Origin of the sequence: Agromyces sp. NPDC058136 (genome assembly GCF_042884375.1) — a bacterium.
Classification (GTDB): domain Bacteria; phylum Actinomycetota; class Actinomycetes; order Actinomycetales; family Microbacteriaceae; genus Agromyces.
Genome location: NZ_JBHVUA010000005.1, coordinates 1 through 12,506 on the forward strand (window position 1 = coordinate 1; position 12,506 = coordinate 12,506).

Consider the following 12,506-nt stretch of genomic DNA (forward strand, 5'->3'; position numbering starts at 1 on the left):
GCGGCGCGGGTCGACAGCTCGGTGCCGCCCTCGAAGACGGGCAGCGCCTGCTCGACGTCTGCAGGCAGCTCGCCGGCCTCGAGCCGGTCGAGGAGCGCCTTCTTCTCGGGGTTCGCCGCGGCCCACGCGTCGAACGAGACCTGCCACTCGGCGTGCTCGGCGGCACCGCGGGCGATCGCCTCACGGGTGTGCGAGATGACCTCGTCGGCGACGACGAAGCTCTCCTCGGGGTCGAAGCCGAGCACCTCCTTCGTCGCGGCGAGCTCGGCCGCACCCAGCGCGGAGCCGTGGATCTTGCCCGAGTTCTGCTTGCCGGGGCTCGGCCAGCCGATGATCGTCTTCAGGATGATGATGGACGGCTTCGACTGCTCGCCCTTCGCCGCCTCGATCGCGCGGTGGAGCTCGGCGACGTCCTCGACGTACTCGCCGGTCTTCTTCCAGTCGACGGTCTGCACCTGCCAGCCGTACGACTCGTACCGCTTCGCCACGTCTTCGGTGAAGGCGATGTTGGTGTCGTCCTCGATCGAGATCTGGTTCGAGTCGTAGATCACGACGAGGTTGCCGAGCTGCTGGTGGCCTGCGAGCGAGGATGCCTCGCTGGTGATGCCCTCCTGCAGGTCGCCGTCGCCCGCGATGACGTAGACGAAGTGGTCGAACGGGCTCTCGCCCGCCGGCGTCTCGGGGTCGAACAGGCCGCGCTCGTAGCGGGCCGCGTAGGCGAAGCCGACGGCCGAGGCGAGGCCCTGGCCGAGCGGTCCGGTCGTGATCTCCACACCGTCGGTGTGGCCGTACTCGGGGTGGCCCGGGGTCTTCGAACCCCACGTGCGCAGCGACTCGAGGTCGGCGAGCTCGAGGCCGTCGCCGGCCAGGTAGAGCTGCACGTACTGGGTGAGCGACGAGTGGCCCGCCGAGAGGATGAAGCGGTCGCGGCCGAGCCAGGCGTGATCGGCGGGGTCGCGGCGCATCACCTTCTGGAAGAGGAGATAGGCGGCCGGGGCGAGGCTCATCGCCGTTCCGGGGTGGCCGTTGCCGACCTTCTCGACGGCGTCAGCCGCGAGCACCCGTGCGGTGTCCACCGCGCGATCGTCGATGGGATCCCAGTGCAGAGCGCCGAGCCGGATGGCGATGCCGCCCTCAGGGAGTGCCGCGGTACGTGAATCGGTCATGTGGGTTTCTCCTCTTCAGACGCGCGTCGATCGACGCGCGCGGTTCTTCGCAGGGCGACGACGGCTTCCGTCGTGAAGCCGAATTCGCGAGACAAGGACTGGTGATGGGGCTAGGTGCCGGGCTCACATCCCAGCGCGGGTTCGCACCTCGTCGGACTCGACGATCTCAGCGTCGCCCGCTGCCGTGCCGGGCTCCAGATGGGCGTCGCTGCGCTGAAGCGGGATCAGTGTGGGATCCTCGATGATCGGTCGGAACACGAGCTCCGCCGCACCTACCAAGAGAATCTCGTCTCCGAGCGCGGTATGGCGCAAGGTCAGATCGTCGACCCCTCCTGGAAGCGTGTCCCCGATCGACCGCTTGATCTCCTCTTCGCCCACGACCTTCCAGAGTGTGCCGAGGAATCCTCCCAGCACGACGCAATGCGGATTCAAGCCGTTCACGATGCTCCGCAGAGCGACGCCGAGGTAGTCGAGTTGCCGTCGGAGCTCCCGATGACCGCGGCTCCCGGGATTCGTCCAGGCACGTGCCAATGCGCATGGAAGATCCCCAACTCGGGATGAGTCGAGCCCCACGCACTCGAGAAGCCGGTCCCGTCGGACCTCGGTCTCGAGGCAGCCGACGGCACCGCAATGACACCGCGAACCGTTCGATTCCACGAGCGTGTGCCCGAACTCTCCGGAATGCCCCGTGTGGCCGCCCAGGAGAGTACCGCCCACGGCGATCGCTCCACCGATACCGCTCGCACCGCCATTGAGATAGACGATGGCGTCGATGTCACGGCCTGCGCCGAACGCAGCCTCGGCTCCGACACCGACGTTCGCATCGTTCGCCGCGAAGACGGGGAATCCGGTCGCCTCGGAGAGCGCGAGCGCTATCCGAGCGTCCCGCCATCCCAGATGAGGCGCGAGCACCACCACCGAGTCATCGACTCGCACGAGACCCGGCACCGCCACGCCGATACCGAGGGTGCGGAAGCCCGCTTCCAGTTCCGGACGCATGCCGTCGATGATCGCCGTGACGGTGTTGATGAACTCTCCGGGTGTCGGGATCCTCTCGTGCTTGTGACGCACCCGGCGCACGACCCGTCCGCCGAGCGTGACGACGGCGACCTCGGTGGCATCGATCTCCGGATTGACCGCGATCGCCGAGACCGTGGATGAAGCATTCACCATGGGACTCGGGCGGCCGATGCGCTTGGTCTGCACCGCGTCGGTCTCGTTCACGAGGCCTCGATCGTGAAGATCCGACACGAGCGCGCCGACCGTCGACCGATTCAAGCCGGTCGCCTTCGTGATGTCGGATCGGGATACCGGTCCCCGATGATGCGCCAGCATCAGCACCTGCGCGAGATTGCGCCGACGGACGTCATCGAGCGTCGAACCGACGGAATCACCTGTCAGTACTCGCACGGCCGCCCCCTCGATGCTCGAATGCGTGTTTCGCCGTTCTCTGGAGAACCGGGGCGGCCCGCAGCGCCCACCGCGAGCCGCCCTGGCACACGTCAGCGATTCGAGAACGCCGCGTCGAACGCCGCGGTCGGCGCGGAGAACGCGTTGCGGCGGACGAACTCCAGCGCTTCGGGCGCTCCGATGAGACGGTCCATGCCGGCGTCCTCCCACTCGACCGAGATCGGGCCGTCGTAGCCGATCTGGTTCAGTGCCCGGAACGCGCCCTCCCACGGGACGTCGCCTCGACCGGTCGACACGAAGTCCCAACCCCGACGCAGATCCGACCAGGGCAGGTGGGACCCCAAGCGGCCGTTTCTTCCGTTCCCGAGGTTGAGCTTCACGTCCTTGCAATCGACGTGATAGATCCGATCCTGGAAGTCGAGGATGAAGTCCACGGGATCGAGTTGCTGCCAGATGAAGTGGCTCGGGTCCCAGTTCAGGCCGAACGCCTCCCGATGACCGATCGCTTCAAGAGTGCGGACCGTCGTCCAGTAGTCGTAGGCGATCTCGGACGGGTGCACTTCATGCGCGAACCGCACGCCGACCTCGTCGAAGACGTCGAGGATGGGGTTCCACCGGTCGGCGAAGTCCTGGTAGCCCGCATCGATGAGTTCCTGGGAGGCGGGCGGGAACATCGCCACGTACTTCCAGATCGACGATCCGGTGAATCCGATGACCGTCTTGACACCGAGCTTGGCGGCCAACCGGGCGGTGTGCTGCATCTCCTCGGCGGCGCGCCTGCGCACACCCTCGGGGTCGCCGTCCCCCCACACCCGGTCCGAGAGGATGTCGCGATGCCGCTGATCGATCGGGTCGTCGCACACGGCCTGACCCTTGAGGTGATTCGAGATGGCGTACACGCGCAGGTCGTACTCGGCCAGAAGGGCCAGCTTGCCTTGAACGTAGTCGTCGTCGTCCCAGCGCCAGGGGTCGAGGTGATCGCCCCAGCAGGCGATCTCGAGGCCGTCGTAGCCCCAGCCCGAGGCGAGGCGCGCGACCTCCTCGAGCGGCAGGTCGGCCCATTGGCCGGTGAACAAGGTGATCGGACGCGTCATTGCATTGCCTTCTTTCGGGGTGTGTTTCGAGGACTCGGTCAGCTCACGGGCTGCCAGGCGGAGTCGGATTCGGAGCTCCGTTCGACCGCTCGCAGAACCTGTTGCAGGTGCAGTCCGTCGTCGAAGGAGGGTCGCGGGGGTTCGCCCGTCGCGATGGCGTTCACGAAATCATGCACCTGGTTGGAGAACCCGTGCTCGTAGCCGAGCATGTGGCCCGGCGGCCACCATGGAGCGAGGTACGGATGGTCGTGCTCGGTGACCAGGATCGTCCTGAAACCCTGCTCGAGCGGCGGCAGGGTCGCGTCGTAGAACTCGAGCTCATTCATCCGTTCGAGGTCGAATGCAACGGCTCCGAGCGAACCGAAGACCTCGATCCGCAACGAGTTCTTCCGTCCCGTGGCGAACCGGGTCGCTTCGAAGGACGCGAGTGCCCCGGCTCCTCCTTTCGGGTCTTCGAACCGCCCGGTGAAGAGCGCGACATCGTCGACGGTCACCTGACCCCGATCGATGGATGCCGTCCCGCTGAGTCCTACGCCCGTGCCGAGGAGCGGCCGCTCGTTCACGACCGTTTCGAGCACACCCGACACCGCGGTCAGCTGAAGCCCTGTGATGTACTCGGCGAGATCGATCGCGTGGGCGCCGATGTCTCCAAGCGAACCGGAGCCCGCTCGCTCCTTCTGTAGCCGCCAGGTGAGGGGTGCTTCCGCATCGATCAGCCAGTCCTGAAGGTACGAGCCGCGGACCTGGCGTACCGTGCCGATCCGACCGCTCGCCACCAGATGCCGGGCGAGCGCCGTCGCCGGCACGCGTCGATAGGTGAATCCGACCATCGACTGCATGCCTGCGCTGGTGGCGCGTCTGGCCGCGAACGCCATGGCCTCGGCTTCGGCCACGGTGTTCGCCAGTGGCTTCTCGCAGAGGACGTGCTTGCCAGCCTCGAGTGCGGCGATCGCGATCGCTGCGTGAGACTCGCCGGGCGTCACGATGTCGATGATGTCGATATCGTCCCGGGCGACGACCTCACGCCAGTCGGTCGAGGACTCGGCCCACCCCCATTTCGCCGCGGCGCTGGCGACACCCTCGGCGTCCCGGCCGACGAGCACCTGCATGGTCGGACTCGACGGGAGGTCGAAGAAGCGGGGCGCAACTCGCCATCCCTGCGAATGCGCTGCCCCCATGAAGCCGTAACCGATCATGGCTACGCGGAGCTCTGATGTCATTGATGCCCTCCTCGGAGCGGGAAGAGTCGGGGGCGCCCGTCGTTCGGCGAACACCCCCGACCGGAATGCTGTCTAGGACTCGAATGAGAGGTCGATGTAGTCCTCGACGTTGTCCTTCGTGACCACCGGGGCGTCGAGCACGACGCGGTTCGGAACGCTCGGCGTGATGAGGTCGGAAACGGTCTTGCCCTGCGCGATGAGTCGGGCGAAGGCGATACCGTCTGCGGCCTGCGTCGACGGGTAGATGATGGTCGCCTTGAGCACCGAGTCGTCGGCCTGAATCGCTTCCATCGCGTTCTTGGAGCCGGCACCGCCGACCATGAAGAACTCGTCGCGGCCGGCCGCATCGATCGCAGCGAGCACGCCGATGCCCTGGTCGTCGTCGTGGTTCCAGATCGCGTCGATCTTCGGGTTGGCCGCGAGCAACTGCGACGTCACGGCCTCGCCGCCCTGCACGGTGAAGTCGGCGGCGACGCGTGCCGACACCTCGAGGCCGCAGTCGTCGAGGGCGTCGGCGAATCCTTCCGAGCGGTCCTGTGTCAGCGGCAGCGAGTCGATGCCCGCGATCTCGGCGACGACGGCGTCGGGGGTGTCGCCCAACTGCTCGCAGATGTAGGTTCCGGCGCTGACGCCCATGCCGTAGTTGTCACCCAGGATGGTCGTGCGGGCGGCGAACGGGCTGGAGAACTCGCGGTCGACGTTGATGACGGGGATGCCGGCTTCCATCGCCTTGATCGAGACCTCGGTCAGCGCCGCACCATCGCTGGGCAGCAGGACGATCGCGTCGACCCTGTCGTTGATGAAGGTCTCGACGGCGGCGATCTGCGCGTTCACGTCATTGGTGCCTTCAGCGACGCGCAGGTCGACGTCGGGGAAGCTCTCGGCAGCGGCGAGCGCACCGGAGTTGATGGCGCCGAGCCAGCCGTGGTCTGCCGCGGGGCCGGACCAGCCGATGACCACGGTGTCGCCGCTCGCCGAGTTCTCTTCGGTAGTGGTGCCCTGATCGACGACGCTCGGTTCGTCGGCTCCACCGCCGGTGCAACCGGCGAGCATGGACAGGGCCACGAACGAGACGCCCAAGCCGAGCGCGATGCGACCGCCGGGGATGCGCTTGATTGCCATGTGATTCTCTCCTTTGAGGATTAGGTGCAATGAGCCACGGTCTGAGATTCGACAAATTGGCTTGCCAGACAACATAACAGCGAAACTTAGAGCCTGTCTACCCTGAGTTTGACTCAATAGGTTCACCAGAACCCAGTCAATTCAACGGAAACAGTAGGCATCGATCAATCGGTTCTGATATGTTGCGTCAATGATCAAAGTCGACCATGAGGATCTCCTCAGCGTCCGAGGAGTTACCAAGGCGTTCGCGGGCGTTCGGGCGCTCAAGGGTGTCGATCTCGACATCCGGGCAGGCGAGGTGCATTGCATCCTCGGCCAGAACGGTGCCGGAAAATCAACGCTCATCAAGGTGCTCGCCGGCGTGCACAAGCCCGACGACGGTGAGATCGTCTGGCGGGGCGAGCCCATCGACCTTCCCGATCCCGAGGCAGCCCTCGGCATCGGAATCGCCACCATGTATCAAGAGCTGGACGTCGTCGACGGCCTCACCGTTGCGGAGAACATCTTCCTCGGCCATGAACTGGCGCGGGGCGGCTTCACCCGTCGATCTCAAGCGCACAAGCAGGCGAAGGAGCTTATGCGCCGTCTCGGCCATGGATCGATCTCGCCGAACACGGAAGTCGGCCTGTTGAGCGCCGCGAACAAGCAGATCGTGAGCATGGCGCGGGCACTCTCGCACGACATCAAGCTCATCATCATGGACGAGCCATCGGCCGTGCTCGACAACGAGGAGGTCAAGAACCTCTTCCACGTCGTCCGCGAGCTCACTGCTGCCGGCATCGCGGTGGTCTACATCACCCATCGCCTTGAGGAGATCCGCCAGATCGGCGACCGGATCACCGTGATCAAGGACGGTCGTTCGACCGCGAACGGACTGCCGGTGGCCGAGACGCCGACCAGCGAGTTCATCCGGCTGATGACCGGCCGAGAGGTCGCAAACGTGTTCCCGCCTGCGACCCCGGTCCGCGACGACGCCCCGGTGATGCTCGAGGTCGAGGAACTGAGCTTGCCGGGCGTATTCTCCGATGTCAGCTTCAGCGTACGAGCCGGCGAGATCGTCGGCCTCGCCGGATTGGTCGGATCCGGTCGCACCGAGATCCTCGAGGCGGTCTACGGTGCGCGGAAGCCCGCTGGGGGGAGCGTGCGAGTCGCCGGCAGACCGATCCGTCGAGGGTCCGTGGTGTCCGCGGTGGAAGCCGGCATCGGGTTGTCACCCGAGGAACGCAAGAGCCAGGGACTGGTGCCGGAGGAGCCGATCTTCGTGAACGTGACCCTGTCTTCGATGAAGCGCTTCGCCAAGGCGGGATTCCTCGACGACCGGTCGGCGCGGAAGGCCACGGCCGCTCAGATCGACGCACTCGAACTGCGACCCTCCGACCCTGATCGCCCCGCCATCACCCTGTCCGGTGGCAACCAGCAGAAGATCCTCCTCGCTCGGTGGCTGGTGCACGGCACGCGCGTGCTTCTGCTCGATGAGCCCACACGGGGGGTCGACGTCGGCGCTCGCACCGAGATCTACGGACTGATCCGGCGCCTCGCAGCGGCGGGCAACGCCGTCGTCATCGTGTCCAGCGAGATCGAGGAGGTGCTCGGCCTGTCCGACACCGTTCTCGTCATCGCCGACGGACGCGTACTCAGCACAGTACCCGCAACGGAGATCGATGAGCACGGCGTGCTCGATCTCGTCATGAAAGGAACAGCAGCGTGAGCGACAAGAAGATCGACGGCAGCGAAGTCGTCGCCGCGGGCGCGGACCCCTCGCCCTCGCCCGATACCGTGGCCAGCAGCGTCCCGTCGCACACGGAGGCCCCGGTCTGGCGAAGGATGCTCAGCGGACCCGCCGGACGAATCGTCGGACTCGTCGTCGCCCTCGCCTTGATCTACATCGTCGGCGCGCTGACGGCAGGAGATACGTTCACGAGCGTCAGCAACCTGATGGTCATCCTCCGCCAGGCGTCCATCATCGGCGTGATCAGCGTCGGCATGACGTTCGTCATCATCTCCGGTGGCATCGATCTGTCCGTCGGCGCGGTGATGGGCCTCGCTTCCGTGGTGGCCACGTTGGACGTGGTGCAGAACTTCAGCGAGCAGACGCATTGGGTCACGATGGTGCTCATCGCGCTCGCCGTCGGCTTGGCTGCGGGCGTCGTCAACGGCGTCGTGATCGCGTACGGCAACGTCGTCGCGTTCATGGCCACCCTCGCGATGCTCGTCGCCGCCCGTGGTCTGGCCGAGATCCTCGCCGAACGTCGAACCCTGACCGTCGACGCCCGCGACTTCGTGGAGTTCTTCAACGCGGACTTCCTCGGCGTCGACATCCTGATCTGGATGTTCGCGTTGGTGTCCGTCGCTGCCTGGATCCTCCTCAACCGCACGACATTCGGCCGGCGAACGGTCGCGATCGGCGGCAACCGTGAGGCCGCGCGCCTTGCCGGCATCAACGTCAAACGTCATACCGTGCTCCTCTACGCGATCGCCGGCCTGACCGCGGGCATCGCGGCGATCATGATCCTCGGGCGCACGACGGCGGGGACATCGACCCACGGGTCGCTGTACGAGCTCGACGCGATCGCCGCCGTCGTCGTCGGCGGCACCCTCCTGGTGGGTGGGCGCGGCACGATCGTCGGCACGGTATTCGGCGTGCTCATCTTCGCGACCCTCACGAACGTGTTCATCCAGAACAACCTCTCCTCCTCGGTCCAAGCCGTTGCCAAGGGCGTGATCATCGTCGTCGCCGTGCTGCTCCAGCAGCGCTTCGGACGACGTGACAGCCGAACGACGTAGTGCTCGCCCACCGGCGATCCACGTGAATACCCACTAGAGAAAGACGATTGATGACTCTGCAGCCCACTCGCGACGACCGCTTCTCCTTCGGCCTCTGGACCTTCGGCTGGCAGGCCCAAGACCAGTTCGGCGGGGCCTCACGGGCCCCCGTCGACACCGTCGAAGCCGTCCACAAGCTCGCGGAACTCGGTGCCTACGGCATGACCTTCCACGATGACGACCTCTTCGCCTTCGAAAGCGACGACGCATCCCGTCAGCGGGAGATCGACCGACTGAAGCAGGCGATGTCCGACACCGGAATCGTGATCCCGATGGTGACGACGAATCTGTTCGGTCACCCGGTGTTCAAGGACGGCGGCTTCACCTCCAACGACCGTGCGGTGCGGCGATTCGCATTGCGCAAGGTCCTCCGCAACATCGATCTCGCCGCAGAACTCGGGGCTGAGACGTTCGTCATGTGGGGCGGCCGCGAAGGCAGCGAGTACGACGCCGCCAAAGACATCCGCGCCGCGCTGGCACGCTATCGCGAGGCGGTCGACCTGCTCTCGGAGTACGTGCTCGACAAGGGCTATGGACTGCGGTTCGCGATCGAGCCGAAGCCGAACGAGCCTCGCGGAGACATCCTGCTCCCGACGGTCGGACATGCCCTGGCGTTCATCGAGACCCTGGAACACCCCGAGTTGGTGGGGCTCAACCCCGAGACGGGTCACGAACAGATGGCTGGACTGAACTACACCCACGCCATCGCTCAGGCGCTCGATGCCGGCAAACTCTTCCACATCGACCTCAACGGTCAGCGCGGCATCAAGTTCGACCAGGATCTGGTGTTCGGGCACGGCGACATCCAGAACGCCTTCTCGCTCGTCGACCTCCTCGAGTTCGGCGGAGCCGACGGCGGGCCGGCCTACCACGGTCCGCGGCACTTCGACTACAAGCCCTCGCGGACAGAGGACCCCGAGGGAGTCTGGGAGTCGGTCTCGGCGAACATGCGGATGTACCTGCTCCTGAAGGAACGCGCGGCCGCGTTCCGCGCTGACCCCGAGGTCAAGGAGGCCCTCACCGCGGCGCGAGTCGCCGAACTCTCGCAGCCCACTCTCGCGGGTGGGGAGTCCTACTCGGACCTCCTCTCAGACCGGAGCTCATACGAGGATTTCGATGCGGGCTCGTACTTCGACGGGAAGGGCTTCGGATTCGTCCGACTCCAGCAACTCGCCATGGAGCACCTCCTTGGCGCTCGCTGATTCGGCCGACGAGCGTCGCGCGGGGGTCCTCGCGTGACGCTCGTCGCGGGCGTCGACTCCTCGACGCAGAGCTGCAAGGTCGTCATCGTCGATGCGTCGACCGGTGCGGTCGTCCGGAGCGGACGAGCCGCGCATCCGGCAGGATCCGAAGTGAATCCGGCCGAATGGTGGAGCGCGCTCTCGACTGCTATCGCTGACGCCGGAGGCCTCGACGACGCTGCTGCGCTCTCAGTCGCCGGCCAGCAGCACGGAATGGTCGCCCTCGACGAGCACGGCGAAGTGATCCGCGATGCCCTGCTCTGGAACGACACGCGCAGCGGAGGGGCCGCCGACGATCTTCGACGCGAGATCGGCGCCTCGGAGCACGCCCGGAGGACGGGCCTCGTTCCCGTCGCGTCGTTCACGTCGACCAAGCTCAGGTGGCTGCGCGACAACGAACCGGAGCACGCACGTCGCGTCGCGGCGGTCGCCCTCCCCCATGACTGGCTCACATGGCGTCTGCGCGGCTACGGCCCAAGCACCGATGACGCACTCGGCGCCGACCTGCACGCCCTGACGACGGACCGATCCGACGCCAGCGGGACCGCGTACTGGTCACCGACGTCCGAGTCCTACGATCGGGAGCTCCTCGTCCGCGCCCTCGGCCGGGACGCGGTCCTGCCCAGGGTCCTCGGTCCGTCCGAGTCACCGGGCGAATCGGCCGCGACGGCCGCGACGCAGGCAGGCCTCGTCCTCGGGCCGGGCGCCGGCGACAATGCCGCGGCAGCCCTCGGTCTCGGCGGGCGGGCCGGTGATGCGATCGTCTCCATCGGCACCAGTGGAACCGTGTTCGCCGTCGCTGAGCAGCCCGTCCTCGATCCGACGGGCACGGTCGCTGGTTTCGCCGATGCCGCCGGCGGATTCCTTCCGCTTGTGGCGACGTTGAACGCCGCACAAGTCGTCGACACCGTCGCGGCGCTCCTCGGACTCGACCACGAGGCGTTCGGCCGGCTGGCGTTGCAGGCACCTTCAGGCTCCGATGGCGTCGTGCTCCTCCCCTACTTCTCAGGCGAGCGCACACCCGACCTTCCGCACGCACGCGCGCAGTGGTCGGGCCTGAGCCTGGGGAACGCGAATCGTGAGAACTTCGCCCGATCGGCCATCGAGGGGATGCTCGCCGGCCTCGCAAGCGGACTCGATGCAATCACCGCGGCCGGCGCAGCAGCGGATCGCGTGCTGCTGATCGGCGGCGGAGCGCGCCTCGCGGCGACGAGGCAGGTCGCAGCCGAGGTGTTCGGGCTTCCGATCGTGGTGCCCGACCCCGCGGAGTACGTCGCGCTCGGGGCTGCCGCCCAAGCGGCGTGGACGCTGACCGGGAACCGCCCCGACTGGGCGCCCCCCGGTGCTGCGACGATTCGAGCTCAGCACTCCACCCGGGTGCGTGAGACTTACCGGCTGTACGCGGAGCGCTTCGCGGCGGCGACCCGCCGATGAATCCGACTGCTCGGGTGGGGGTGGGGACTACGCGGATGCCGCGTTCCGTCCGCCCTCACTCGGGCTGCCGAACCCGGCAGGGTCACGCAACACTCCGGTGAATGCGAGCTCGGCGGCGCCGATCAGCAGATTGTCGCGGCCCAGCGCTGAAGAAACGAGGGCGACCTCGGTGGCAGGTCCGCGCAACGCGGACGAACGGATCGCGGTGTCGAGCGAAGCACCGCCAACCACGTGCAGAGTCGCGAGGAAGCCCCCGAGGATGATGCGGGCCGGGTTGAACGTGTTGACGATGTTCCGAAGCGCGATCGAGAGGTACGCGAGCTGCGCGTCGACGACGGCGCGAACCGCACCGCTCGTCGCGTACTGCTCGACCAGCAGTGCCTCGAGGGACTCCGACTCGGAATCGCTTGCGCCAACCGATTCGAGGAGGGCGGCGCGGGTCACCTCCGTCTCGAGGCACCCTATGGCCCCGCAGTGGCACAGGATACCGGCGGAATTCACCAATGTGTGCCCGAGCTCGCCGCCGAACCCGCTCGCGCCCGTGAGGACCCGCCCGCCAGAGATGACACCCCCGCCGATGCCGCTCGCCCCTCCGTTCAGGTACACGATGTCCTCCAGCGCATCGCCGCCCCCGAAGAGGGAATCGGCGACGACGCCGCAATTGGCGTCGTTTGCGGCGTAGGCGGGCAGGCCGGTCGCCTCTGCGGTCATCTCGACCAGGGGCTCGTCGATCCACCCGAGGTGGGGCGCGAGCTTCACGAGTCCGTCCTGAGCGCGCACCAGCCCCGGCACCGCCATTCCGACGCCGGCGATGACATGAGAAGTCTCGAGTTCCGGACGCATCCCGGCGATCACCGCTGCCGTCGCGTTCACGACCTCGCGCGCCGAGGGGATGCGTTCGGTTGCGAAGCGAACGGTTCGGAGAACGCGTCCGCCGAGGGCGACCACACCGATCGTCGTCGCATCGAGCTCAGGATTGACGGCGATCGCTACCAC

General features: G+C 66.9%; 9 protein-coding genes and 1 pseudogene. 4 read left to right on the forward strand and 6 right to left on the reverse strand.

What is annotated here, in order from left to right; translation table 11 throughout:
- From ACFVTX_RS14155 to ACFVTX_RS14175, 5 genes and pseudogenes are all read right to left on the reverse strand, one after another.
- Positions 1-1,166: pseudogene (locus tag ACFVTX_RS14155) on the reverse strand (transketolase); the annotation flags it as partial.
- Between the two features lie 123 nt (positions 1,167-1,289).
- Positions 1,290-2,576 (reverse strand): ROK family protein, encoded by a 1,287-nt coding sequence (locus ACFVTX_RS14160; protein ID WP_386901169.1) that lies wholly within the window; start codon positions 2,574-2,576, stop codon positions 1,290-1,292.
- Positions 2,577-2,668: 92 nt separating this feature from the next.
- Positions 2,669-3,670, reverse strand: a complete 1,002-nt coding sequence (locus ACFVTX_RS14165; protein WP_386901171.1) for a sugar phosphate isomerase/epimerase family protein — start codon at positions 3,668-3,670, stop codon at positions 2,669-2,671.
- Between the two features lie 38 nt (positions 3,671-3,708).
- Positions 3,709-4,866, reverse strand: a complete 1,158-nt coding sequence (locus ACFVTX_RS14170) for a Gfo/Idh/MocA family protein (RefSeq protein WP_386901753.1) — start codon at positions 4,864-4,866, stop codon at positions 3,709-3,711.
- A 96-nt stretch (positions 4,867-4,962) separates the two neighbouring features.
- Positions 4,963-5,943, reverse strand: coding sequence for a substrate-binding domain-containing protein (locus ACFVTX_RS14175; protein WP_386901755.1), 981 nt, complete (start codon positions 5,941-5,943; stop codon positions 4,963-4,965).
- A gap of 259 nt (positions 5,944-6,202) precedes the next feature.
- Here ACFVTX_RS14175 and ACFVTX_RS14180 point away from each other — a divergent pair, with 259 nt between their 5' ends.
- From ACFVTX_RS14180 to xylB, 4 genes are all read left to right on the forward strand, one after another.
- Positions 6,203-7,720, forward strand: coding sequence for a sugar ABC transporter ATP-binding protein (locus tag ACFVTX_RS14180; RefSeq protein WP_386901173.1), 1,518 nt, complete (start codon positions 6,203-6,205; stop codon positions 7,718-7,720).
- Positions 7,721-7,836: 116 nt separating this feature from the next.
- Positions 7,837-8,796: an ABC transporter permease gene (locus tag ACFVTX_RS14185; protein ID WP_386901756.1), complete on the forward strand. Its 960-nt coding sequence runs from the start codon at positions 7,837-7,839 to the stop codon at positions 8,794-8,796.
- A gap of 50 nt (positions 8,797-8,846) precedes the next feature.
- Positions 8,847-10,037: a xylose isomerase gene (xylA, locus tag ACFVTX_RS14190; protein WP_386901175.1), complete on the forward strand. Its 1,191-nt coding sequence runs from the start codon at positions 8,847-8,849 to the stop codon at positions 10,035-10,037.
- A 33-nt stretch (positions 10,038-10,070) separates the two neighbouring features.
- A complete protein-coding gene (gene xylB, locus ACFVTX_RS14195) occupies positions 10,071-11,510 on the forward strand; it encodes a xylulokinase (protein WP_386901176.1) in 1,440 nt (479 codons plus the stop codon).
- A gap of 27 nt (positions 11,511-11,537) precedes the next feature.
- On the opposite strand, the gene ACFVTX_RS14200 is transcribed toward xylB, so the two are convergent.
- Positions 11,538-12,458 (reverse strand): ROK family protein, encoded by a 921-nt coding sequence (locus ACFVTX_RS14200; protein ID WP_386901758.1) that lies wholly within the window; start codon positions 12,456-12,458, stop codon positions 11,538-11,540.
- Positions 12,459-12,506 lie beyond the last annotated feature (48 nt).